Origin of the sequence: Dyella acidiphila (genome assembly GCF_014863405.1) — a bacterium.
Classification (GTDB): domain Bacteria; phylum Pseudomonadota; class Gammaproteobacteria; order Xanthomonadales; family Rhodanobacteraceae; genus Dyella_B; species Dyella_B acidiphila.
Genome location: NZ_JACZZA010000002.1, coordinates 58,279 through 82,846 on the forward strand (window position 1 = coordinate 58,279; position 24,568 = coordinate 82,846).

Sequence of the window (24,568 nt, forward strand, 5' to 3'; positions counted from 1 at the left end):
CGGGGTGCGGGCACGCTGCGCGCGTCGACGAACCATCGATCCAAATGCGTGCGAAGCAACAACACTGGCACAGCCCCCTGCGCCGGAGATGATCCCCAGCCAAATTTCCGCCAACAGACGCCACGGTAAAGCGATTCCCCCTCATGCAAGGGTCGCAGCACTTACGCGCAAGCCCCGCGTCAGGTTATTCAAAGAGAGTCAAAAGAAATCCGCATGACGTCTCATTTGATTAGGCATGGCGTCTCTTTTTGGACGTCCATACGCCAGCGAACTTTTTTCAAGAAGCGCGGGCGTCGTATAGCGCGCGCCCCGGTGTTGCGCGTGCCCTGCCTAAAACCCCTGATAGCCTGCCTAAAAGTCCGCGGCCTCCCCTCGATAGAGCACGCCTCCGTGTGCCCTGGCCTCCTTCGGCGTGATGCCGAAGCGGGTCCGGAAGCTGCGCAGCAGCTGGCTGGCACTGGAAAAGCCCAGGCTGTAGGCGATCTCCGTGATCGAGCGCGTCGCACGCCCGGCATCCGTAAGCTCGCCATAGGCGGCATCAAGGCGCATGTCGCGTAATACCTTTGCCACTCCGCCATCCGCGGCGAATGCCCGATATAGATGGGCACGCGATACGTTGAAGCGTCGGCAAAGGAATTCGGGCGAGAGCTCCGACAAGTACAAATTGCGCGCAATGAAGTCCACGATGGTCTGGCGCAGCCGTGTCCCCAGGGAGGGCACCGCATGACCGTCATCCGGCATATCGCTTTTCAGCGCCGCCGCCAGCAGCGTTGCCAGCGCTTCCTGCGCCGCGATGACCTGCACGTCCGGCAATTGCGTCCCCAGTGAGCCAAGGATGCGCAAATAGCCGGCGATCAACGGCGTCATTGGCCAATGCGCCTTCACCACGACACCGTGCAAACCTCGCGGGCCGAGGGCTCTCTCCAGCAGCTGGCGCGGAACGGTGATCGACACTGCTGAGCTCGCTGCAACCTGGCCTTCCGGTGCATGGGCCAGATCGAAGATGCAGATATCGCCCATGCCCACCGGGGCATCGGCATCGTCGACCTCGTCCCACGACAGGCCCGTGGCCAAAATCTGCAGAAAGCAATGACCTGTGTCGCTACGCATCGCAAGGCTGCGATCGCGGACATCGCACTGCCGCTCGGGCATCACGGCCCCGGCCAGCGGGCATTCGACGGCTCGATCGCGAGCGTCGATGAAAGTCACTACATCCAGGGCAGCTCGCATCCGCTCGCGCCGGAATTCACGACGCTCATCGATTTCGATGACATTGCTGGAATTGCGAACATCGCCTGCCACGAATAGCCCCCTTCGACTTTCGATGGCGTGCCGCGCCCAACATCCGGTTCGTGCGTAGCTCGCCAGTGATGGACCGTAACAGGAGCCATGCATTGCTCAATGCGACGAAAGTCACAGGCAAACATCGTGAAAAATTCACGTTCTGCAGACGCGCAATGTGCAGCCTCGACAGACACTTGGCCTTGCGCAAGCGATGCGCGTTTTGAATACGCGAATCGGATACCTGCTTTTCTGAATGGGAGAATTCTCAGAAGAGATGATCTATGAGGGAAAAAGAGCCCCAACGAAAGATCACCTAAATGACGGCACCATCCGGATCGCGATGTGCAGCCATCACGCGAACGGACTCAAGCATTTAATGGCGTCACTTACTTGCGACGTCCCGTTCCATTGAGATCACGCGACGCCGGACCGCGCACGGGACTAGTACCACGCTTGTGCTGGCCAACTAACAGCCAGCGTCGCGCAGCGTAGGTGATATGCAAGCCTGATCGAGCGCACCCATGCATGATGAGGCCTCTGCTTTCGTAGGCGACGTCGGTCGGACGGATTCATTCCGTACCGATATCCTCCGCACCGCGTTATTGCTCTACAAAAAAGCCGTCCATGCAGGACGGCTTTTTATCGGCCAATCGCCAATGGGACCGCGCATCCATCGATCTCGCTGCCAGGAGGCCACCGGCAAAAGCAGCAAGCACTCACACGGCCTCCTCGTTTCGAGAGAATTTCTGAGCAGCTCAAACGACGCGGGAGGCATGCCTGTGGGCACGCCTCCCGCCATAAATGCATGGCCGATCAGGAAACGACTGGCTCGCGGTTTTCGGCAATCGCCGCCAGCAAGGTCTTGCGATCGAACGGCTTGGGCAGGTAGGTCATCCACGGCAGCCAGCCGTGCTCGGGCGGCTCGGCATTGCCGGACATCACGATCACCGGGCAGTTCAGCCCATCCTCGCGCATGGCCGCGCCCAGCTCGATGCCGTTGAGGCCTTCGTTGAGGTTGAGGTCGGTAAGGATGATGCCGATGTCGGTGCGCACCGCCGCCACGGATTTGGCCTGGTCGAAATTGGCTGCCGCCACCACCTCGAAGCCGGCTTCCTGGAGGACATACGCGGTGGAAACGAGGACATCGCGGTTGTCCTCGACGAGCAGAACAGTCTTCATGCCATCCCTACCCGAAACATGCCGACGCGGCATTAGCGGAACGGTATTTGGGATCAGCACAACAGATAATGAATATCGCCTCGACCCCGCGGCGACAAACCGAAACCCCCGCGTAACGCTGTAAAGATGGCGTCAACGCGAGTTTCAACTATCGTGAACACAGCTGCCGCACTGCCGCCAGCGAAGGCGACGGCAGTGCGTGTTGCAGCGCGAGGATCAATGTCCGGCGGAGGTCGATCCCGTCGCCGGTGCTGCTGCCGTGCTGCTTGCCGGCGGCGTCATCGCGGTCTGGGCCGGCGCTGGTGCAGCCGGCGACGGCGTGGGTGCGGAAGCGGCGGCCGGCGGATTGCCTTCGCCGCCTGGCGCCGGCGCTGCGCCGTTGTTACTGGAATTCTGGCACCCGCCGAGGGCCAAGCCGATACAGGCGACTGCCAAACCGAATACCGTGCGATTCATGAGATTTCTCCTGACGTAGCGATCATGATGTTTGTTTGCTCCGTGCCGGCCTGGGCATGGACCGGTTGTGGCGCATGAATCGGCTTTCCCTGCCAAAGACGCTCAACGATCACAACCTACCGTGGCTCACTTGTATGCAAGAGTTTGTGTAGTAAACGTAAAGATCTCCGTGGGGAACCACGGGTGCGCATGCCACGGCATTGCTTTTGCTTAAGTCTTGCGTCTGCAACCGCAGCCCCATTTCGCCCGGCGCTGCGCGCTTCAAGCCGTAGTTTGTATGCTGAATGCCCGCCTCGCACTAGTGCCACCGGTTCACAACGCTGTCATACGCAGGATCAACCATCGGCGCAGGGATCCGGGATGCCGCGACGGGATGGACAGCGGTATGCATGTATTGATAGTCGACAACGACCGGGATAGCAGCGATCTGGTCTCTCATGCACTGAGCGGGGCGGGTTACGAAGTATTTCAGGCACGATGCGTGGCCGATGCACTGCGGCTCTCGCGCTTGCATCCGGATATCGATTGCGTGCTCGCCGACATGCGCCTGGATCATCAGGTCAGCGGTGTGGAAATAGCCGGCAGGATGCGCCCGCGTTTGCGCAACAGTCACTTCATTGTGGCTTCCGGCGACTGGGATGCGCTGGATGGCGCATGTGCACACGACCTCAGTGTCCTACGCAAACCTTACGGAAAAACCGAATTGTTGCGCGCGGTGCGGCATGGCATTTCGCGCCAGCTGATACGTCACGCATTGCTCACTCATCGACGCCCTCGCGCAAGCGGCGCATTGCTCGCCTAAACGCGCCAAGCATGAATAATCAAGACCATCTAGCCAAAACGTACGCACAACGCTCACATCTCTTTGCCTTGTTCTTGACGAACGTCGTTGCATGTTGACGGCGCGGATGGCGCAAGGGGCTTTCGCGGCCCGCACTGATGCGCCATGCGTACTACTCAAGCCACCACCATGCATCGACCGGCGCAGCCACGCTGCGCAAATCAGGTTCGCCAGGAGATTTTTCATGACACCACTGGATAAACCACTGAAGCGGCAGATCGATATTCAAGGCCAGCCGTTCACGGTGACCTTGGATTCCACCGGGATCAAGATCACCAAGAAAGCCCATCGCAACGGCTTCGAAGTGAGCTGGGCCGAGCTGATCCGCAACGATCCAGCGATGGCCGAAGAACACAGCGCACCACCGGTCGCCGCACATAACTGAGCGTTGATCATCGAGCGCGGCGTCGCATGATGCGACTGAAATGCGCCGCGCTTACTGCCTCGCTTCGATGCGCATGCCGCGCGGCGTCAGCCAGCGCTCCACGCCTTCGAACACGCCCTGCACTGCCAGTGCCATCACGGCGGCGGGAATCGCCCCTTCCAGAATCAGGCCGGTATCGTCCAGGCGAATGCCGGTGACGATCGGCTGGCCATAGCCGCCTGCGCCGATCAAGGCGCCTAGCGTAGCGGTACCTACATTGATCACTGCTGCGGTTTTCACGCCGGCCAGAATGGAGCGCATGGCCATCGGCAGCTCCACCCGGCGCAGCCGCACGCCGCGTGGCAGGCCCAGCGCGGCGGCGGATTCGCGCAGATCCGGCGCAATCCCGCTGAGTCCGGCGCAGGTGTTGCGCACGATCGGCAGCAAGCTATAGAGAAACAGTGCCGCGATCGCCGGCCAGGTGCCGATGCCGAAGACCGGAATCATGAACACGAACATCGCCAGCGACGGAATGGTCTGCAGCACGCCGCTGCCGGCCATCACCACCTGCCCCAGACGTTTGGAGCGCGCCGACAGCACGCCCAGCGGCACCGCCAGCAGCACTGCCGCCGACAGCGATATCAGCACCAGCCGCAGATGCTCCAGCGTGCGTTGCAGCAGGCGCGCAGCGAAGCTGCTGCCGCCCTGGTCGGAGGGCACGCCGAGGAAGCCGGCGGCCACATCCGTTTCGCTTTCGCCGTGCAATTTCACCTGCGCATTCATCGAGCGCATCGCGTCGACCGGAATGCGGCCGGCCAGTTTCTTCAGCACGTCGACAAACGCCGGCGCGCTCTGTTCCAGCGGCAGTCGATAAAGAAATACCGCTTGATAATGCGGGAAATAGTGCTTGTCGTCGGCAAGCACGCGCAGGTGGTAGTACGGAATTTCCGCGTCGGTGCTGTACAGGTCGATCGCATCCACCGCCTTGCTCACCAGGGCCCGGTACGACAGCGCGTGATCGAGTCCGCGCACCTGCTTCTGCGGCAGGCCATAACGTTGGCGCAAACCGGGCCAGCCATCGCTGCGATCCATGAACTCATTGGAGAAGCCCAGGCGCAGCGCGGGGTGAGCGGCCAGCGCGGAAAGATTGCCGATGCCCAACTGCGCGGCGACATCCTCGCGCATGCCGATGGCATAGGTATCATCGAAACCCAGCGAATCGGTGATGCCGATGCCCAGCGGCTTGAGCGCCGCGCGCAGGCTGGCGATATCGGCATCGGGCGCCACGTTCTTCAGCAGTTCGTGGCTGAGCGTGCCGGTGTACTCGGGATAGGCATCGATATCGCCGTGCTGCAGCGCGCGCCAGAGGATGCTGGTGCCACCCAGTTCGCGCTGATGCTGCGCATCGACTCCGGCCTGCCTGGCCACCAGGCGCGCCATTTCGCCGAGGATTACCGATTCGGTGAATTGCTTGGAACCGATGCGCAGCGGTGCCGCGAACAGCGCCGGCGCAAACAGCAGCAACAGCAGCAGCGCGCTCCAACGCCGGCTCATGCGGCGTCGCCCAGGGTGCGCTGCGCCTGCACGAAGCGGGTCACGAACGGATCGGCCGGGCGCTGGCGCAGATCGTCCAGCGAGCCGTCCTGAATCACCCGTCCCTGCCGCATCAACACGATGCGGTCGGCAAACCAGGCCGCTTCGGCGATGTCGTGCGTTACCACGATCACGGTCTTGCCCAGCCGCTCGAAGATCTGCTTCAGCTCGTCCTGCAATTCGTGGCGCACGATGGGATCGAGCGCGCCCAGAGGTTCGTCCAGCAGCAGCGCGTCGGGATCGAGCATCAGGCCGCGCATCAGGGCCACGCGCTGGCGCTGGCCGCCGGACAGTTCCGCCGGATAGCGATCCAGCGCGCTCTGCGGCAGATGGGTCAGTGCGACCAGTGCTTCGGCGCGTTCGCGGATGCGCTCGCGGCTCCAGCCCAGGTGATGCGGCAGCAGCGCCAGATTGCCCAGTGCGGTGAGATGCGGAAACAGGCCGCCATCCTGAATCACGTAACCGACCCGGCGGCGCAACTCCAGCACATGCTCGCGCACCAGCACCAGGCCATCGGCCTTGACCGTCCCCTGGTCGGGCCATTCCAGGCCCAGCAGCACCCGCAGCAGGGTCGATTTGCCCGAACCGCTGCTGCCGATCAGGGCGGTGCTGCTGCCGGCGGCAAAGGCCAGGCTGACCTGGTCCAGCGCCATCAAATTGCCGTAGCGCTTGCTGACCTTGTCGAGCTCGAACGCTGCGGGCGAGGCCTCTTGGTTGGCAGACATTCCCGTACCGGCGCGGCGACAAAGCCGCCAGCCTAGCCGATACCCTCCAGCCTGTCCGCCGGCGGGGCCGGCCCGTGCCGAACTCGATCGCCGCCTTGTGCATCGCACCAAGTATCCTTGTGGGATGTTCCCTCGCACCGCCCTCATCCACTACTGGCAGCGCCTGCGCGGCTCGGACCGGCTGGCCGAATGCCTGCGCGTGCTAGTGGCCCTGGGCGGCGTGATCGCCTACGGCCTGACCGGTCGCCATGCCGCGGCGATGGTGCCGGGCATGCTGGGCGTGATCGCCTGCGCCCTGGCCGAAACCGAAGACCACTGGCGCAGCCGGCTCGGCACCCTGCTGATCACCCTGGCCTGCTTCGCCGGGGTCTCGTTTGCCGTGGAGTGGCTGCTGCCCGACCCGCTGCTGTTCGCCTTCGCGCTGCCGCTGATCACCTTCGTGCTGGTGATGCTGGGGGCGATCAGTCCGCGCTATGCCACGGTTGCCGGCGGCACGCTGATTCTGGCGGTCTACACCATGATCGAAGTGGACCAGCCAGGGCCGGCCGCCCATCTGCTGAGCCAACCGGCCTGGTTGCTGGCCGGCGCGGCCTGGTACGGCGTGCTGTCGCTGCTGTGGGCGATGCTGTCGCCGCAGCTGGCGGTGCGTCACGCGCTGGCGCGGGTGTTCGAGGCGCTGGCCCAGTATCTGGAAAACAAGGCTGCGCTGTTCACGCCGGTGCATGGTGTCGACCGTGAGGCCTTGCTGCTGCAGTTGGCCATGCAGAACGAACAGGTGGTGCAGGCGCTCAACGATACCCGCATCGTGCTGATCGACCGCATCGGCATGCGCCGCCCGCGTGGCACGACGGCGGCACGGCTGCAGCTGTATTTCAAGGCGCAGGATATCCACGAGCGCATCAGCTCCGCGCACTATCCGTATGCCGAGCTGGCGGACGCGTTCTATCACAGCGATGTGTTGTTCCGTTGCGAGCATCTGCTGCGGCTGCAGGCGCATGCCTGCCGCCAGCATGCGCGCGCCTTGCGCTTGCGCAGCGCGCCGCCGGGCGGTGGCGAATTGCAGGCGGCCCTGTCCGACCTGCGTAGCGCGCTCGACAGCCATCGCCGCCTCCACGCTGTGGCGCAGGCACCGCTGCTGCCTTCGCTCGAAGCCCTGCTGCGCAATATCGCCGCAATCCAGACGCTGCTGGACCATGACGCGCCGCCGCTGTCGCCCGCGCAGGACAACACACTGCAGAACCCCGGACCGCAATCGCTGCGCGAAGCCTGGCAACGGATCAGCGTGCAGCTCAGCGCGCAATCCTCGCGCTTTCGCCACGCGGTGCGGCTGGCGCTGGCCTTGATGGCCGGCTACGGCGTGATCCATCTGCTCCATCCGCAACACGGCTACTGGATCTTGCTGACCACCTTGCTGGTCTGCCAGCCCAGCTACGGCGCCACCCTGGCGCGCATGCTGCAACGCGTGGCGGGCACCCTGGCCGGCGTGATGCTGGGCTGGGCGGTGTTGCGCCTGCTACCGGCGTTGCCCTGGCAATGGCTGCTGATCGTCTTGACCGGCGTACTGTTCTTTGCCGCGCGCCTGCGCCGCTACACCATCGCTACCGCCGCCATCACCGTGTTCGTGGTGCTGTGTTTCAACCAGGGCGGCAGCGGCGACGAAGTCATCTGGCCGCGCCTGCTCGCCACCCTGATCGGCGCGGCCATCGCGGCGCTGGCGATCTATCTGGTGCTGCCCGATTGGCAAGGGCGCCAGCTGGACCAGGTATTGGCCAATACCTTGCGCAACGATGCGCGCTACCTGCAGCAGGTGATTGCGCAATACCTGCATGGCAAGCGCGACGACCTGGCCTATCGCATCGCCCGCCGCGATGCGCACAATGCCGACGCCACCCTCAGCGGCATGCTGGCGAACATGCTGCGCGAACCAGGCCGGCAGCGGCGCGGCAGCGAAGATCTGCTGCGCTTCCTCACCCTCGCGCACACCATGCTCGGCCATATCTCCGCGCTGGGCGCGCACCGCCAGGTGATCCACGGCGCGCAGTCGCGCGACACCGTCACCCTCGCCGGCAACCTGGCCGTCACCAAACTTGAACATCTGGCCGATGCGCTGAGCAGCCGCCAGCCCGTTGCCGGCGGCGACAGCGAAGCGGAACACAGCACCACCCCGCACGCCGAAGCAGTCAACGATGACACCGCGCGACTGGTATTGAGCCAGCTGGGCCTGATCCTGGCCCAGCGCGACCGGCTGGCCAGCGTGGTGCGCGACATCCAGGCCGGCTGAGTCCATGGCGTTGCGCCGCTCGCGAATAACGGGGCGCGGCGCCAGTTCAGCCCCTAGACGCCCTACCCATATACCCGGATAGTTACCATTCGAAACGAACCCACAAACTCCGAGGCGTCCGGCCTGCGGTTCCCGCAAGGGAATACGGCCTGCCGTCCGTGATCTGCAGGATCACCAGGGTGCACGTGGAAACGCGTACGCCTCCCGGCTTGGAAAGGAGCACAGACCATGTCCCCGCTGGCTGATCGCTACGGCCGCCGGTTTCCGTATTTGCGCTTGTCGGTGATTCCCGCGTGCAACTTCCGTTGCACGTACTGCCTGCCGCACGGCTACCACGCCGATCCGCATGCCGCGCAGCCGCTGTCGCTGGCGGAAATCGCGCGCCTGCTGCGCGGCTTCGCCGAGCTCGGCATGCACAAGCTGCGCATCACCGGCGGCGAACCCAGCGTGCGCCACGATCTCACCGAGGTGCTGCGCACCGCAGCGGCAGCACCCGGCGTGACCAAACTGGCGATGACTACCAATGGCAGCCTGCTCAGCCGCCGCCTGCATGAATGGATGGACGCCGGCCTCAACGCCATCAACGTCAGCGTCGACAGCCTCGACCGCGCCAACTTCGCGCGCATCACCGGCCACGACCGCCTCGACGACATCCTGCATGGCGTGGACATGGCACTGGGCGCCGGCATGGCCTCGGTAAAGCTCAATGCAGTGCTGCTGCGCGGCGTCAACGACGGCGAGCTGCCGGCATGGCTCGACTATCTGCGCGAGCGCCGCATCGGCCTGCGCTTTATCGAGCTGATGCAGACCGGCGACAACCTGGCGTTCTTCCGCGATCGCCACGTGCGCGCCGAGCTGCTGGAAACGCAGTTGCTGGAATCGGGCTGGCAGTTGTTGCCACGCGCGGCCGATGCCGGTCCTGCGCGCGAATACCGTCATGCGGATTACGCCGGGCGTATCGGCATCATCGCGCCGTATTCGAAGGATTTCTGCAGCGGCTGCAATCGCCTGCGGGTTACCGCTACCGGTGATCTGCGCCTGTGCCTGTTCGGCGAATTCGGCATTCCCCTGCGCCCTTTGCTGCAGGCCGACGAACAGCTGGAAGACCTGGTGCGCGCCATCGGCGGCCAGATCGGTCGCAAGGAACAGGGTCACTTCCTGCACGAAGGGCGCACCGGCATCACCCCCCATCTCGCATCCACCGGAGGCTGACGCTTGCAGGATCGCACTCATTTCCAGATGGCCGACGTACGCCGCAAGCGCGCCACCGCGCGCCGGGCGGTGGCAGTGGGCGAACTGAGCGCCGGCGCCGAGGCATTCGCGCAGATCGTCGAACGCCGCCTGCCCAAGGGCGATGCCATGACCATGGCCGAGATCGCCGGTCTGCAAGGCGCGAAGAACGCCGCGCAGCTGATGCCGCTATGCCATCCGCTGCCGCTGGAATATATCGACGTACGCTGCGAACCAGTCGGCGAACGCCATGCCATTCGCGTGTATTGCGAGGTCGCCACCATCGCCCGCACCGGCGTGGAGATGGAAGCGCTGGCCGGTGCCAGCGCCGCCTTGCTTACCTTGTACGACCTGACCAAGCCGGTGCAGCCGGCACTGTCCATCGGCGGTGTGCGCCTGCTGTTCAAGGAAGGCGGCAAGAAAGGCCTATGGCTGCATCCGGATGGCATGAGCGAGGCCGAACACGCGCATTACCAGCCACGCGCTGCGGCACGCCTGGACGGCATCCAGGCCGCCGTCATTACGCTTAGCGACCGTGCCAGCCGCGGCGATTACGCCGACACTTCCGGCCCGCTGCTGGTACAGCGGCTGCGTGAGCTTGGCGCCGATGTTGCGGACAGCGAAGTGTTGGCCGACGAACCGGTGCACCTGGCCGAACGCCTGCGCCTGCTCGCGGCCAGCGGCGTGCGCCTGATTCTGTGCACTGGCGGCACCGGGCTGGGTCCGCGTGACCGCACGCCGGAAGCGCTGGCGCTGGTCGCCGAGCGCCATGTGCCCGGCATCGGCGAACTGTTCCGCAGCGAAAGCAGCCAGCACACACAGATGGCGTGGCTCAGCCGCGCCCACGCGGTACTGATCGGCAACAGCCTGGTGATCGCCCTGCCCGGCAGCAATAAAGCGGTGGCGCAAGGCATGGATATTCTGGCGCCGCTGCTGGCGCATGCCGTGGGCATGGCGGCCGGCGGAGATCACGCATGAGCCAGGACACGCTCGCCTACGAAGATGCGCTGCGCATCGTGCTGGCGGCCAGCAGAGCCCTGCCGGCTGAAACGTGCGCGATGTCCGCCTGCCTTGGCCGCGTATTGGCAACACCGATTGTCAGCGCGATGGATCTGCCGCCGTTCGACAACTCCGCCATGGACGGCTTCGCGCTGCGTGGCGATGCACTGATCCACGCCGGCACCGAACTGGATATCGAAGGCGAACAGGCGGCCGGCGACGGCCTGACGCAGGCACGCGGCGGCGCCTGGGAAATCATGACCGGCGCGCGTCTGCCCGACGGCCTGGATCGGGTGATTCCGGTCGAACAGACCGAACGCCTGTCGCCCACGCGCATCCGTTTGCTGGCCGATGTTGCCGCTGCGCAGAACGTGCGCCATGCCGGTTCCGATGTGGCGCGCGCTACTACCGTTATCCGTGCGGGCACTACGCTGGCGCCGCAGCATCTGATGCTGCTCGCCTCGCTGGGCATGGCCGAGGTATCCGTCGCGCAGCGTCCGCGCGTGGCGGTGCTGTGCACCGGACGCGAGCTGGTCGACGATCCGGCACAGGCGCTGGCGCCCGGCCAGATCCGCAATTCCAACGGCCCATTTCTGGCCGCGCGCCTGCCGCTGGCCGGCGCCGAGGTGGTACATGTGGAAACCGTGGGCGACGATGCGCAGGCATTTGCCGCCGCGCTGCAACGTGCGCTTGCCGCAGGCGCCAGGCTGATCATCAGCAGCGGCGCGGTATCGATGGGCCGCTACGACTTCGTGCCGCAGGCGCTGGAGCGCATCGGCGCGCAGACGCTGTTCCATAAAGTCGCCATCCGACCCGGCAAGCCGCTGCTGTTCGCGCGTCTGCCCGGCGACGCACTGCTGTTCGGCCTGCCCGGCAATCCGATTGCGGTCGCCGTGGGCTTGCGTTTCTTTGTCGAGCCGGCGCTGCGGGTGATGCTTGGACTGCCCGCGGAAACGCCGCTGCGCATGCCGCTGTTCAATGCCTATAGCAAAAAGCCGCGCCTGCGCTTTCATCTCAAGAGCCGCCTGCGCATCGATGGCGAAGGCCGACTGGCGATCGAAGTGCTGGATGGGCAGGAGTCGTACCGCATCCGCCCGCTGGCCGATGCCAATGCCTGGGCGATCGTGCCGGCCGAGATCGATGCTCTCGCGCCCGGCAGCCTGGTGGATGTGTATGGTCCAGGCCATCTGGAATTCCCCATTCCCAGCGAGAATTTTGCATGAAGCGGCGCATTTCCCTGTTCGGCGCACTGCGCGAGGCCGACGCCCGCGGCTATATCGAGGTGGACGTGCCCGCGCACAGCACGATTGCCGAACTGCGCGAGGCCGTGCAGCACTATGCACGCGAACATGCACCGGCGATCAGCCCCGGCCTGATCCAGCGCTCGGCCTTCGCCAGCGGGGATGAGATTTTGCATAACCATCGCAGCGTGCCGGAACAAGGCGAGCTGGCGATCCTGCCGCCGGTCAGCGGAGGCTGAGCGTATGACCGAGATCTATACCGCCGTGGTCGATATCGCACACGGACCGCTGCGCCCGGCGGAAGCGCTGGAGTTCGTTGCCGATCCGCGTTTCGGCGGTATCGCCACCTTTATCGGCCGCGTGCGCCAGCACAACCTGGGCCGCGTGGTCACCGGCATCAGCTATGACCTGTTCGATGCGTTGGCGCTGCGCACGTTCCAGCACATCGGCGAACGCGCGCGGCAGGAAGTGGGCGGTCCGATGAAGCTGTATATCGCGCATGCCAAGGGCGATCTGCGCATCGGCGATTTCGCCGTGGTAGTCGCGGCAGCCACGCCTCATCGCGACGAAGCCTTCCGCGCCTGCCGCCTGGCGATCGAAGCGGTGAAGCACGAAGCGCCGATCTGGAAGCAGGAGCATTACATCGACGGCCACAGCGCCTGGAGCGAAGGTTGCTCGCTGTGCGAAGAGCATCGCGCAGAAGAACAGCGCGCCGCCGGGCTGGCCGCCACGCAGGCCGGTGATGCGCATGGGCACGAGCACTGAGGCGGTGCCGCGCATCGGCGTAGTGCTGGCCGGTGGCCGCTCTTCGCGCATGGGGCGCGACAAGGCGTTGCTGTCATGGCAGGGACGTCCGCTGCTTGAGCACCAGCTCGATACGCTGCACGCCACCGGCGTGGATACGGTGCGGGTCAGCGGCGACCGTCCCGCTTACGGCGGCATTGCCGATCCGGTCGCCGGTGTCGGTCCGCTCGGCGGCCTCGCCGGCATTGCCGCCGCCTGCGGCGACGCGGAACTGCTGATCGTACCGGTAGACATGCCGCGCCTGCAGCCGGCCTTGCTGCAGCGTTTGCTGCACGCCGCCACAGCGGCCGGCAGCACGCATTTCGAGGGACATGTGCTGCCGATGCGCTTGCGCCTGGACGAGCATTGCCGCAGCGCGCTCGCCGCACTGATGGACGGCAGCGACGAACGCGCACGCTCGCTGCGTGCGCTGCAGCAGCGCGTCGGCGCCAGCAGCCTGCCGCTGAACGCCGCAGAAGAAGCACAGCTGATCGACTGCAATACCGAACAAACCTGGCGCGAGGCCTGCCGATGAGAGTGCAACTGGAAGCACAGACGCTGCGCCTGCGCATCGACGAAGCCGAACTAGCGCAACTGCTGGCCGGCGGCCACGCCGAAAACCGCACGGTGCTGCCGGATGGCCGCGTCGAGATCCAGCAGGTGCGGCTTGCTGCCGAGCTTGGCTGGCAGCGCGACGATGCGCATTGGCGCATCGACCTGCCCGACGCCGAAGTGCGCGCACTCAGCGCCCGCCTGCCCTCACGCGAAGGCCTGCAATTTGCGCTCGCCACCGCCGCCGGCGGCACGCTGCAACTGCTGTTCGATGTGGATGTGCGCGACAGCGCACGCAAACGGCTGCACCAATCTTCCAAAGGAGACGCGGCATGACGCTTATGCAACGCTGGCAGACCTGGTTGTTCCTGACGCTCACACTGCTTTGCACGCTGGCAACCGCTGCCGACACCCCGATGCTGCGCGTGGCTTACGCTGGCTCGATGGGGGTGGTGATGGACGGCGCCGCCGGCCCCGCGTTCGCACATGCGCACAACGCCACCTACCAGGGCACCGGCCAGGGTTCCTATGCGCTGGCGCATCTGCTGGCGGCGCACCAGCTGCAGGCCGATGTGTTCGTCACCATCACCCCGGGGCCGATGCAGGTGCTCAAGCAGGCCGGCCTGGTGACGCAGGCAGTGCCGGTAGCCAGCACGCAGATGGTGGTGAGCTACAGCCCGCACAGTCGTTTCGCCGCCGATTTCGCCGCAGCGGCGCAAGGCAGGAAAAACTGGTACGAAGTGCTGAGCGAACCGGGCCTGCGCCTGGGGCGCACCGATCCATCGATCGATCCGCAAGGCGCCAACGTGCTGCTGACCCTGCAGCTGGCCGGCGACTATTACCACCATCCCGATCTGCTGCAGAAAATTGCCGGCATGCCGCAGAACACCGCGCAGATCTTTACCGAGCCTTCGCTGATGTCGCGGCTGGAAGCCGGGCAGATCGATGCCGCCATCAGCTACCTCAGCGCGGCGCAGTCGCATCATCTGCCGACTGTGGCGTTGCCGGATGAAATCAATCTCGGCAATCCGGCCATGCAGGCCCAGTGGTATGACCGTGCCTCGCTGTCGCTGCCCAACGGCAAGACGCTGAAGGTGCAGCCACTGGTGTTTTATGCCGCGGTGCTGGGCAATGCGCAGCAGGCACAGCTGGGGCGGGATTTTGTGGCGTTCTTGCAGAGTGCGGAAGGACAGGCATTGTTCCGGCAGCACGGTTATAGCGAGCCGCGCGGACCTGCGCTGTAGCCATGCAGCCACTTGAGCGGCGACTACCGCGCATGCCCGCCATCGTCAGTGTCATCACACTGCTGCTGGTGGCTGCCCCGTTTGTCGGCCTCGCCCTGGCCACCCATTGGCGCCATTTCGGCTTCGCCGACGGCGACGGCAACGCCGTCATCGTGTCACTGCTCTACAGCCTGCTCGCGCTGATCCTGATCATCGCCCTCGGCACACCGCTGGCCTGGTGGCTGGCGCGCCACCGCATCCGCGGCCTGTGGCTGATCGATGCCTTGCTGCTGCTGGCGCTGCTTACCCCGCCGCTGGCGCTGGGCCTGCTGCTGGCCTCCATGTATGGCCCCTACGGCCCCGCCGGCAGCGTGCTCGAACGCGCCGGCCTGGTGCTGACCAATTCCGCAGCTGCCTTTGTGATGGCGCAGTTCTATAGCGCACTGCCCTATTACGTGATTGCCGCACGCGCCGCCTTCGAAAGCGTGCCGCGCGAACTGGAACAGATCGCGCTTACGCTGGGTCATTCGCCCTGGCGCAGTTTTCTGCATGTCAGCCTGCCACTGGCACGCCTGGGCCTGGCCGCCGCCGTTGCCCTCGCCTGGGTGCGCGCGCTGGGCGAATTCGGCGCAGTGCTGATCGTGGCCTATTACCCGCAAGGCATTCCGGTAAAGCTGTGGGTGAACCTGCAGGATGTCGGGCTTGCCGCGGTGTATCCGCTGCTATGGGTGTTCTTCCTGGTGGCCATGCCGCTGCCCTTGATCCTCGGCCTGGCCGCGCGCCGCAGGCGCCTGATCTAATGCGCATCGACTACACGCTGCAACAGCCGATCGCCTTGCATGCCGCCTTCGACGTGGCAGGGTTTACCGTGCTGCTGGGCGCCAGCGGCGAAGGCAAATCGCTGCTGCTGCGCGCGATTGCCGGCCTGGTTCCGGCGCAGGGCGAACCGTTCGGTGGGCTGGCCGCGCAACACCGCGCCGTGGGTTATTTGCCGCAAGGTTATGCCTTGTTTCCGCATTTGAATGCATGGCAGAACGTGGCCTTCGCACTGCATGGCGCGCAGCGCAGGCAGCAGGCGATGCAACTGCTGGAGCGGGTGCAAATGGCCGCCTTCGCCGACTGCTATCCGGCCACGCTATCGGGCGGACAGCAGCAGCGTGTGGCGCTGGCGCGTGCGATGGCGCGGCGGCCGCAATTGCTGCTGCTGGACGAGCCTACCTCCGCACTCGATCCGGTTACGCGCGACGAAGTGATCGCCGAACTGATCGCCGAAGTGCACGCCTTCGGTATTCCCACGCTGGCGGTAAGCCACGATCCGCATCTGGCCGCCGTGGCCGACCAGCTGGTGCTGATGCATCAGCGCCAGATCGTGCAGATCGGCATGCCGCAGGATGTGTATGCGCAGCCGGCCAGCGGTGCCGCGGCGCGGTTGCTGGGTTATCGCAACGTGCATCGCGGGCATATCGACGAGGCGCGTCAATTGGTGTGGCCGGAAGGCGGCATCGTGCTTGCCGTCGAAAGCGATGTGAGGCCGGGCACGCAAGTGGAATGGATGATCGATCCGGCAGCGATCCGCTTGGATGAGGGAACGGACGCGGTTCCGGTATCGGTCGAAGTGCGTCATGTCGACAGCCGCATCACCCAGCTTGGTTTGCGTTGCGGACAAGCGCGACTGTGGGTGGCGATACCGCGCGATATGCCGATACCGCCGACGCCAGGCGTTTATTTGCCGCCCGCGGCCATCCGCTGCTGGCCAGCCGATAGTAGGTTGGGTTAGCGCAGCGTAACCCAACGATGCCGCTACGAAGCGAATTCGTTGGGTTACGCTGCGCTAACCCAACCTACTTTGTATCCAGCTCGGCCAGGCGTTGCACGCCCAACTTCGCCAGCGCATCGAGCCCCTCGCCGCCTTCCTGCAGATGCGCCACGATCTGTCGCCGCATGCCCGGCTCCCAGAAGCGCTTCAGATGATCGGCAATTCCCGCCACACCTGTCGCGTGATCCGGCTCGGAGGCGAAGTAACGGGCAATGTCGTTAACCATCGCGACTAGCCGTTCGATATTCATGCCTGCGCTCCGGCAACGTGCAGCAAGCGCTGCGGATGGGTGTAGACGACATGGCTGCCGGGCCGCGCAAAGCCGACCAGGGTGAGGCCGGTGGTCTGGGCCAGATGGATCGCCAGCGCGGTGGGCGCGGAAATGGCCGCCATGATCGTGATGCCGGCGCTGGCAGCCTTGGTCACCATTTCATAGCTGGCGCGGCTGGTGACCAGCAGAAAACCTCGCTGAGGATCGACCGCGGCTTTCGCCATCGCGCCGATCAATTTATCCAGTGCGTTATGCCGGCCCACATCCTCGCGCACCATCGCGATGCGGCCATCGGCATGGCACCACGCGGCGGCATGCACCGAGCCGGTCGCGGCGTTGACCGGTTGCGCGGCGCGCAGCGAATCCAGCGCGTGTTCCAATACTGCCGCATCGATGCGCGGCCCGTCGCCCACCGGCGCCGGATGGCGCACTGCATCCTCCAGCGTGCGCGCACCACACAAGCCGCAGCCGCTGCGCCCGGGCAGCAAACGTTCGCCGTAACTGCCGGCCCGCTGCTCCAGCGTGCCAGCGTCGACCTGCATGGCCAGTTCCACGCCTTCCAGGCGCGTGCGCACCTCGACGCCGGTGAGCTCCGCCGGCGCGGCGATCAGCCCTTCGCTGAGCGAAAAGCCCAATGCGAAATCCTCCAGGTCCAGCGGCGTCACCATCATCACCGCGAATGGCAGCTCGTTATAGAGCATTGCCACCGGCACCTCTTCGGTGACCGCGTCGTCAATCTGTGCATGGCCGTGCCGGTCGAAGCGGTCGACCCGGCGCACGGCATAGCCACGGGCAGTATCGGCTTCAGGGTGTTTCGGCGGCATCCAGCAGGGCCTGTTGCTGGTGGGAAAAAACCTGGTAGCGCTTCTGCCACTCGGAGGGCTGGTCCACGCGCGTCACCTGCACGGCGGTGACTTTGTATTCGGGGCAGTTGGTAGCCCAGTCTGAATTTTCGGTAGTGATCACGTTGGCCCCGGAACCCGGAAAATGGAAGGTGGTGTAGACCACGCCCGGCTGCATGCGCTCGGAGATGCGCGCGCGCAGCACGGTCTGCCCTGCGCGGCTTTCGATGCCGACCCAGTCGTCCTCCTTGATGCCGCGTTCCTGCGCATCGTGCGGATGGATTTCCAGGCGATCCTCGTCATGCCACATCACATTGGCGGTGCGGCGCGTCTGCGCGCCCACGTTGTACTGGCTGAGAATGCGCCCGGTAGTAAGGATCAGCGGATGCTCCGCATTCACCTTCTCGCTGGTGGGCACATATTCGGTAAGCATGAAACGGCCCTTGCCGCGCACGAATTCGCCCACGTGCATCACCGGCGTGCCCTGCGGGTGTTCGTCATTGCACGGCCACTGGATCGAGCCCAGTTGTTCGAGCTTGGCGAAACTCACGCTGTGGAAGGTGGGAGTAAGCCGGGCGATCTCGTCCATGATCTGCGACGGATGCGTGTAATGCATCGGATAGCCCATGGCATTGGCCAGCAGCTGGGTCACCTCCCAGTCCGCATAGCGCGCCTTTGGCTTCATTACTTCGCGTACGCGCGAAATGCGGCGTTCGGCATTGATGAAGGTGCCTTCCTTTTCCAGGAACGAGCTGCCGGGCAGGAAAACGTGCGCGAACTTGGCCGTCTCGTTGAGGAACAGGTCCTGTACCACCACACATTCCATCGCCTGCAGCGCGGCCGTCACATGCTGCGTATTCGGATCGGACTGGGCGATATCTTCGCCCTCGATATACAAGCCCTTGAAACTGCCATCCAGCGCGGCTTCGAACATATTGGGAATGCGCAAGCCGGGTTCGTCGTGCAGCGTTACCCCCCAGTCCGCCTCGAACGAGCCGCGCACCTTCGCATCGCCCACATGGCGGTAGCCGGGAAACTCATGCGGGAACGAGCCCATGTCGCAGGAGCCCTGCACATTGTTCTGCCCGCGCAGCGGATTCACGCCCACGCCCTCGCGCCCGATATTGCCGGTGGCCATCGCCAGATTGGCAATACCCATCACCGCGGTGGAGCCCTGCGCATGCTCGGTCACACCCAGTCCGTAATAGATCGCCGCATTGCCGCCGGTGGCGTACAACCGCGCCGCACCGCGCACCCATGCCGCAGGCACGCCGGTCTCCGCTTCCATCGCCTCGGGGCTGTATTTGTCCTGTGCCACGAAATCGCGCCATTTGGCGAAGGCTTCCGGCTCGCAGCGTGCGGTGACGAAGGCCTCGTCCACCAGCCCTTCGGTAACGATCACATGCGCCAGCGTGTCGAGCATGGCGACGTTGGTGCCGGGCCGCAGCTTGAGATGGTAATCGGCCTGGATATGCGGCGTGCGCACCAGGTCGATCCGGCGCGGATCGATCACGATCAGCTTGGCGCCCGCGCGCAGGCGCTGCTTCATCTGCGAGCCAAAGACCGGATGCGCATCGGTGGGATTGGCGCCGATCACCAGCACTACGTCGGTGTGGCGAATGGAATCGAAATCCTGCGTACCGGCCGACTCGCCCAGCGTCGACTTCAGGCCGTAGCCGGTCGGCGAATGGCAGACGCGCGCGCAGGTGTCGACGTTGTTGTTGCCGAAGCCGGCACGCACCAGCTTCTGCACCAGATAGGTTTCCTCATTGGTACAGCGCGAGGAGGTAATGCCGCCGATGGAGAACTTGCCGTAGGTCGCCTGCAGCCGCTTGAACTCGCTGGCCACGTGCGCAATCGCTTCCTCCCAGCTGACGATGCGCCACGGATCGCTGATCTTGTTGCGGACCATCGGCGTGTGGATGCGGTCCGGATGGGTGGCGTAGCCGATCGCGAAGCGCCCCTTCACGCAGGAATGGCCGTGGTTCGCATGGCCATCCTTGTTCGGGACCATGCGTACGATCTCCTCGCCCTTCATTTCGGCGCGGAAGCTGCAGCCCACGCCGCAATAAGCGCAAGTGGTGACTACGCTGTGTTCGGCCTGCCCTTTGTCGATCAGCGATTTCTCCGACAGCGTCGCGGTGGGACAGGCCTGCACGCAGGCACCGCAGGAAACGCATTCGGAATCGAGGAAGCGGTTGGCCTGGCTCGGCGATACCTTGGATTCGAAGCCGCGGCCCTGGATGGTCAGGGCAAAGGTGCCCTGCACTTCATCGCAGGCGCGCACGCAGCGCGAGCAGACGATGCATTTGGACGGATCGAAGGTGAAATAGGGATTCGATTCGTCCTTGGCTGCGAAATGCGGATTGGCCTCGCCCTGCTTGTCCTTGGCGAATACATGGTTGGCACCGTCGTAGCCGTAGCGCACTTCGCGCAGCCCCACTACGCCGGCCATATCCTGCAATTCGCAGTGCCCGTTGGCCGGACAGGTAAGGCAATCCAGCGGATGGTCGGAGATATACAGCTCCATCACGCCACGGCGGATGTCGGCCAGCTTGGGCGTTTGCGTGCTCACCTGCATGCCTTCGGCGACCGGGGTGGTGCAGGAAGCCGGATAGCCCTTGCGTCCCTCGATCTCCACCAGGCACAGGCGGCAGGAGCCGAACGCTTCCAGCATGTCGGTGGCGCACAGCTTGGGGATGCTGATGCCGGCCTGTGCGGCGGCGCGCATTACCGACGTACCTTCCGGCACCTGGATGCGGCGCCCGTCGATCTCCAGTGTCACCTGCTTGTCGGAGGCCACCGCGGGGGTGCCGCGATCGATGTCGACGATGGATAGCATGGTGGCTTACCTCCTGATGCATCTGACCGGCGCATGGCAGCTGAGCGGCGTAGGCTGGGTTAGCGCAGCGTAACCCAACGATGTCGCTACGCAGGCGAATTGTCGGGTTACGCTGCGCTAACCCAACCTACGCTGCTCGCGAAAGTCTTCGTGGAAATGATCCAGGGCGCTGAGCACCGGAAACGGCGCCATGCCGCCCAGCGCGCACAGCGATCCCGCAAGCATGGTCTGGCACAGATCGCGCAGCAGCACTTCATTGCGCTCGCGCTCGGCCGCGTCGCCGGCCACCATGCGGTCGATCACTTCCACGCCGCGGGTGGATCCGATCCGGCACGGCGTGCACTTGCCGCAGGATTCGATCGCGCAGAACTCCATTGCGAAACGCGCCTGCGCGGCCATGTCCACCGTATCGTCGAACACCACCACGCCGCCGTGGCCGACCATGCCGCCGATGGCGGCAAACGCTTCGTAGTCGATCGGCGTATCCAACCGCGATACCGGAATGTACGCGCCCAGCGGACCGCCTACCTGCACGGCGCGCAGTGGCCGCCCGCTGGCGGTACCGCCACCGTAGTCTTCGATCAACTCGCGCAGGCTCATGCCGAAAGCGCGTTCCACCAGACCCGGACGCTTTACATTGCCGGCCAGCTGCAAAGGGAGACTGCCGCGCGAACGTCCGCTGCCGTAGTCGCGATAGAACGCGGCACCGCGGTCAAGAATCAGCGGCACCGTCGCCAGCGTGATCACGTTGTTGATCACCGTAGGCTTGCCGAACAGCCCCTGGATCGCCGGCAGCGGCGGCTTGAACCGCACCTGCCCGCGCTTGCCTTCCAGGCTTTCCAGCAAGGACGTTTCTTCGCCGCAGATATAAGCACCGGCAGCCATGCGTAGCTGCAGATGAAAGGCCCTGCCGCTGCCTCCAATATCGTCGCCCAGATAACCCTTCGCACGAGCCGTCTCGATCGCCGCTTCGAGTGCCCGCTGCGCATGCGGGTATTCGATGCGCAGGTAGATATAGCCCTGAGTGGCGCCCACCGCGAGGGCAGCGATGGTCATGCCTTCGATCAGGGCGAACGGATCGCCCTCCATCAGCATGCGGTCGGCGAAGGTACCCGAATCACCTTCGTCGGCGTTGCATACGATGTATTTCTGGTCTGCCGCGGCATCGAGGCAGGTTTTCCATTTGATGCCCGCAGGAAACGCTGCGCCGCCGCGACCGCGCAAACCGGCATCGGTTACTGCCTGCACGATTGCGGCGGGTTCCAGTTGCAGCGCTGCGGCCAATCCACGATAGCCGCCATGCGCGCGGTACTCATCCAGGCTGCGGGGATCGACGACGCCCACGCGCGCGAAGGTGAGGCGCTGCTGGCTTTTCAGCCAGGGGATTTCATCGGTCAGACCCAAGGCCAGCGCATGTGCGCCACCGTGCAGAAAATCGGCATCGAACAGCCCCGCGACATCGCTGGCCTCAACCGGGCCATAGGCAACGCGTCCGGCCGGGGTCTGCACTTCCACCATCGGTTCCAGCCAATACGCGCCGCGCGAACCGTTACGCACCAGCCGCAGTTCAATGCCGCGCTGCCGTGCCTGCGCCTCGATCGCCTTGGCGACTGCTTCGGCGCCCAGCGATAACGCGCTGGCATCGCGCGGCACATATAGCGTGACGCTCATGGTGTCTGCGCCTCCAGCCACGCATCGAAACGTTCCGGCGTCATGCGCCCGTGCGGGTCGCGGTCGACCATCATCGCCGGTGAGCAGGCGCAGTTGCCCAGGCAATACACCGGCTCCAGCGTGTAGCGGCCATCGCCGGTGGTCTGGTGGAAATCCACGCCCAGGCGCTGCTTTACATGCTGCTCCAGCTTCGCCGCGCCTACCGCCTGGCAGGACTCGGCCCGGCACAGGTAGATCACTTGCCGGCCGACGGGATGCGTGCGGAAGAAGTGATAGAACGACACCACGCCATGCACATCGGCGCGCGACAGATTCAGCTCGCGCGCAATCAGTGCAAGCGCTTCTTCCGGCACATAGCCGAGCGACTCCTGCACCCCGTGCAGTATCGGCAGCAACGCGCCCGGCTGGTCTTTCAGCCGGGCGGTGACTTGCAGGATGGCCTCGCGCAGATGCGCATCGATCGGCGGCAGCGCAGTGGGGTTTCTGGCGGGCTTCATGAGCGATAGCGACCTCAGAACAGTGCGGCGGCCTTGCTGAGGGCAATCCATACGCCGATCAGGAAGGGGATGCCGACCAGCGCCCAGGCGACGATGCCCACCATGCCGAAACTGCCACGTGCCGCTTCGCCGGCGCTGGCCGCGATACTCGGCGCTTCATGCTGCAGTGAGCGCTCGCGCTGGAGCTCCTCATCGGTCATATGGTGCGCTTCCTTGACGGGCTTGACCAGCAAGTTGGCGATCAGGCCGATCAGCAGCAACGCAGCCAGGATGTAGAGCGTGCGGTCGTACACCAGGTTCTTGGCCACGCCGGCGCCGAGCTGCGCCTGGCGCACGGCGGCGATCAGGAACGGCCCCGCGATACCCGCCACCGACCATGCCGTAAGCAGCCGTCCGTGAATGGCGCCGACCATCTGCGTACCGAAAATATCCGCCAGGTAAGCCGGCACGGTGGCAAAGCCGCCGCCGTACATGGAAATGATCACGCATACCGCCATCACGAACAGCCCGGCCAGGCCCAGATGGCCGAGACTGGGCAGACTGCAATACAGCACGATGCCGAGCAGGAAGAACACGATGTAGGTGTTCTTGCGCCCGATAAAGTCGGACGTGGAGGCCCAGAACAGACGGCCCAGGCTGTTGAACAGGCTGATCAGTCCGACCAGGCCCGCCGCGGAAGCGACGATCGCGGCCTTCTGCGCCGTGCTGAGTGTGGTCCCGGCAGCGAGCCCCAGCAGGCGGCCACCGAATACTTCCTGCAGCATCGGGCTGGCCATCGCGATCACGCCGATGCCGGCGGTGACGTTCATGCACAACGCGATCCAGATCATCCAGAACTGCGGGGTTTTCCAGGCGCGATTCAGATGCACATGATGGCGGGTGATCAGCTTGTTGCCAGCCGCCGAAGCAGTCCAGCCGGCCGGTGTCCAGCCGTTCGGCGGCACGCGAAAGCCAAAAGCGCCGGCCGACATCACCACGAAATACAACACCCCCATCACGATCAGCGTGGTGGCTACGCCGGGGATTTCACCCTGCGCAAAATGCGCCATCAGCGCCACCGCAATCGGCGCACCGATCATCGCACCACCGCCGTAGCCCATGATGGCGAAGCCGGTGGCCAGCCCGCGGCGATCGGGAAACCATTTGATCAAGGTGGATACCGGCGTGATGTAGCCCAGCCCCTGTCCCACGCCGCCGAGTACGCCGCAACCGAGAAAGGCGAGCCAGAGCTGATGCATCGATATGCCGATGCCGCCGACCACCAGACCGCCGCCCCAGCACAGCGCGGCAATGAAGCCGGCCTTGCGCGGCCCTGCCCGTTCCAGCCAGCCGCCCCAGATCGCGGCGGAAATGCCGAGCATGGCAATAAAGGTTTCGAAAATATGCGTGACCGCCGGCACCGTCCAGTTGCAGGACGCGGCAAACAGCTGCGCGAAGAAGCAGAGACTTTCGCAACTCTGCGCACCGGGCACCAGCTTGCTCATCGGCAGCCAGAACACCGAGAAGCCGTACGCCATGCCGATACACAAATGGATGGCCAAAGCCGCAGGTGGCGCCAGCCAGCGATTGAAGCGCGGACCGGCAATGATGTTTTCTCTTGCCAACAGACCCGGCGGCTTCCCCTGCCCCGGTACAGCCTCGGACACGACAGTCATGAACGACCCCCTGCGATCGATGGAGACAAACGGGTATCGCGTTGGCGACGCGCCTGACTGTAGCCGAAGCAGAGAGCGGAAAGTGAGAATGAAAGCACCGGAAATAGTGCGCAGCAACATGCCAGCGCGCGCATGACACACTGTCATATTTCAAGCTGCGAAAAGCGCGTAACTTTTGGCCGGATTACACGCACACACTTGTTCGTGTGCAGTGCAATATAGC

Annotated in this window: 24 protein-coding genes and 1 riboswitch; of the genes, 13 read left to right on the forward strand and 11 right to left on the reverse strand. The window is 64.8% G+C overall.

The genetic code is table 11. The features are described 5' to 3' along the window. Positions 1-351 precede the first annotated feature (351 nt). From IGX34_RS22410 to IGX34_RS04735, 3 genes are all read right to left on the reverse strand, one after another. The gene (locus tag IGX34_RS22410) at positions 352-1,302 is read right to left on the reverse strand and encodes a helix-turn-helix domain-containing protein (RefSeq protein ID WP_192554550.1); all 951 of its coding nucleotides are present in this window, start codon (positions 1,300-1,302) and stop codon (positions 352-354) included. Positions 1,303-2,097: 795 nt separating this feature from the next. Next, positions 2,098-2,463 (reverse strand): response regulator, encoded by a 366-nt coding sequence (locus IGX34_RS04730; RefSeq protein ID WP_192554551.1) that lies wholly within the window; start codon positions 2,461-2,463, stop codon positions 2,098-2,100. A gap of 216 nt (positions 2,464-2,679) precedes the next feature. Next, positions 2,680-2,919 carry a hypothetical protein gene (locus IGX34_RS04735; RefSeq protein WP_192554552.1) on the reverse strand — a complete coding sequence of 80 codons (240 nt, stop codon included), beginning with the start codon at positions 2,917-2,919 and terminating at the stop codon, positions 2,680-2,682. A 277-nt stretch (positions 2,920-3,196) separates the two neighbouring features. On the opposite strand from IGX34_RS04735, the gene IGX34_RS04740 reads away from it, so the two are divergent. Further along, the gene (locus tag IGX34_RS04740) at positions 3,197-3,721 is read left to right on the forward strand and encodes a response regulator (RefSeq protein ID WP_192554553.1); all 525 of its coding nucleotides are present in this window, start codon (positions 3,197-3,199) and stop codon (positions 3,719-3,721) included. A gap of 223 nt (positions 3,722-3,944) precedes the next feature. Next, entirely contained in the window at positions 3,945-4,145 is a 201-nt protein-coding gene (locus IGX34_RS04745; protein WP_192554554.1) for a hypothetical protein, read from the forward strand. Positions 4,146-4,196: 51 nt separating this feature from the next. Here IGX34_RS04745 and IGX34_RS04750 read toward each other — a convergent pair whose 3' ends face one another. Continuing rightward, on the reverse strand, positions 4,197-5,678 hold the full coding sequence (locus IGX34_RS04750) for an ABC transporter permease/substrate-binding protein (protein ID WP_192554555.1): 1,482 nt from the start codon (positions 5,676-5,678) through the stop codon (positions 4,197-4,199). Next, positions 5,675-6,442, reverse strand: a complete 768-nt coding sequence (locus tag IGX34_RS04755; protein ID WP_192554556.1) for an ATP-binding cassette domain-containing protein — start codon at positions 6,440-6,442, stop codon at positions 5,675-5,677. The genes IGX34_RS04750 and IGX34_RS04755 overlap by 4 nt, the downstream gene beginning before the upstream one ends. A 124-nt stretch (positions 6,443-6,566) precedes the next feature. Between IGX34_RS04755 and yccS the strand changes: the two genes are divergently transcribed. The 11 genes from yccS (at position 6,567) to IGX34_RS04810 (ending at position 16,528) form a co-directional block, all read left to right on the forward strand. Continuing rightward, complete coding sequence (gene yccS / locus IGX34_RS04760; RefSeq protein ID WP_192554557.1) at positions 6,567-8,723, forward strand: YccS family putative transporter; 2,157 nt, start codon at positions 6,567-6,569, stop codon at positions 8,721-8,723. Positions 8,724-8,818: 95 nt separating this feature from the next. After that, positions 8,819-8,959: riboswitch (molybdenum cofactor riboswitch) on the forward strand. After that, entirely contained in the window at positions 8,952-9,935 is a 984-nt protein-coding gene (gene moaA, locus IGX34_RS04765; RefSeq protein ID WP_192554558.1) for a GTP 3',8-cyclase MoaA, read from the forward strand. It overlaps the preceding riboswitch by 8 nt. 3 nt (positions 9,936-9,938) lie before the next feature. Next, on the forward strand, positions 9,939-10,931 hold the full coding sequence (gene moaCB, locus IGX34_RS04770) for a bifunctional molybdenum cofactor biosynthesis protein MoaC/MoaB (protein WP_274380812.1): 993 nt from the start codon (positions 9,939-9,941) through the stop codon (positions 10,929-10,931). Continuing rightward, complete coding sequence (locus IGX34_RS04775) at positions 10,928-12,175, forward strand: molybdopterin molybdotransferase MoeA (protein ID WP_192554559.1); 1,248 nt, start codon at positions 10,928-10,930, stop codon at positions 12,173-12,175. The genes moaCB and IGX34_RS04775 overlap by 4 nt, the downstream gene beginning before the upstream one ends. Beyond that, positions 12,172-12,432 (forward strand): MoaD/ThiS family protein, encoded by a 261-nt coding sequence (locus IGX34_RS04780; protein WP_192554560.1) that lies wholly within the window; start codon positions 12,172-12,174, stop codon positions 12,430-12,432. The genes IGX34_RS04775 and IGX34_RS04780 overlap by 4 nt, the downstream gene beginning before the upstream one ends. A gap of 4 nt (positions 12,433-12,436) precedes the next feature. Next, complete coding sequence (locus IGX34_RS04785; protein WP_192554561.1) at positions 12,437-12,958, forward strand: molybdenum cofactor biosynthesis protein MoaE; 522 nt, start codon at positions 12,437-12,439, stop codon at positions 12,956-12,958. Further along, positions 12,942-13,511, forward strand: coding sequence for a molybdenum cofactor guanylyltransferase (gene mobA / locus IGX34_RS04790; protein WP_225737236.1), 570 nt, complete (start codon positions 12,942-12,944; stop codon positions 13,509-13,511). Before IGX34_RS04785 ends, mobA begins: the two co-directional genes overlap by 17 nt. Continuing rightward, positions 13,508-13,864, forward strand: a complete 357-nt coding sequence (locus tag IGX34_RS04795) for a hypothetical protein (RefSeq protein WP_192554563.1) — start codon at positions 13,508-13,510, stop codon at positions 13,862-13,864. The genes mobA and IGX34_RS04795 overlap by 4 nt, the downstream gene beginning before the upstream one ends. Then, positions 13,861-14,772 carry an extracellular solute-binding protein gene (locus IGX34_RS04800; protein ID WP_192554564.1) on the forward strand — a complete coding sequence of 304 codons (912 nt, stop codon included), beginning with the start codon at positions 13,861-13,863 and terminating at the stop codon, positions 14,770-14,772. The genes IGX34_RS04795 and IGX34_RS04800 overlap by 4 nt, the downstream gene beginning before the upstream one ends. Before the next feature lie 32 nt (positions 14,773-14,804). Further along, the gene (locus IGX34_RS04805; protein ID WP_225737237.1) at positions 14,805-15,551 is read left to right on the forward strand and encodes an ABC transporter permease subunit; all 747 of its coding nucleotides are present in this window, start codon (positions 14,805-14,807) and stop codon (positions 15,549-15,551) included. Continuing rightward, on the forward strand, positions 15,551-16,528 hold the full coding sequence (locus tag IGX34_RS04810) for an ABC transporter ATP-binding protein (protein WP_192554566.1): 978 nt from the start codon (positions 15,551-15,553) through the stop codon (positions 16,526-16,528). The genes IGX34_RS04805 and IGX34_RS04810 overlap by 1 nt, the downstream gene beginning before the upstream one ends. Before the next feature lie 64 nt (positions 16,529-16,592). Here the strand turns inward: IGX34_RS04810 and IGX34_RS04815 are convergent, their stop codons facing one another. From IGX34_RS04815 to IGX34_RS04840, 6 genes are all read right to left on the reverse strand, one after another. Further along, positions 16,593-16,817 (reverse strand): formate dehydrogenase subunit delta, encoded by a 225-nt coding sequence (locus IGX34_RS04815; protein WP_192554567.1) that lies wholly within the window; start codon positions 16,815-16,817, stop codon positions 16,593-16,595. After that, positions 16,814-17,662: a formate dehydrogenase accessory sulfurtransferase FdhD gene (gene fdhD, locus IGX34_RS04820; protein WP_192554568.1), complete on the reverse strand. Its 849-nt coding sequence runs from the start codon at positions 17,660-17,662 to the stop codon at positions 16,814-16,816. The genes IGX34_RS04815 and fdhD overlap by 4 nt, the downstream gene beginning before the upstream one ends. Then, positions 17,643-20,522 carry a formate dehydrogenase subunit alpha gene (gene fdhF, locus IGX34_RS04825; RefSeq protein WP_192554569.1) on the reverse strand — a complete coding sequence of 960 codons (2,880 nt, stop codon included), beginning with the start codon at positions 20,520-20,522 and terminating at the stop codon, positions 17,643-17,645. The genes fdhD and fdhF overlap by 20 nt, the downstream gene beginning before the upstream one ends. Before the next feature lie 117 nt (positions 20,523-20,639). Further along, positions 20,640-22,193, reverse strand: a complete 1,554-nt coding sequence (locus tag IGX34_RS04830) for a formate dehydrogenase beta subunit (protein WP_192554570.1) — start codon at positions 22,191-22,193, stop codon at positions 20,640-20,642. Further along, positions 22,190-22,690 (reverse strand): formate dehydrogenase subunit gamma, encoded by a 501-nt coding sequence (locus tag IGX34_RS04835; RefSeq protein WP_192554571.1) that lies wholly within the window; start codon positions 22,688-22,690, stop codon positions 22,190-22,192. The genes IGX34_RS04830 and IGX34_RS04835 overlap by 4 nt, the downstream gene beginning before the upstream one ends. A gap of 14 nt (positions 22,691-22,704) precedes the next feature. After that, the gene (locus IGX34_RS04840; protein ID WP_192554572.1) at positions 22,705-24,345 is read right to left on the reverse strand and encodes an OFA family MFS transporter; all 1,641 of its coding nucleotides are present in this window, start codon (positions 24,343-24,345) and stop codon (positions 22,705-22,707) included. Positions 24,346-24,568 lie beyond the last annotated feature (223 nt).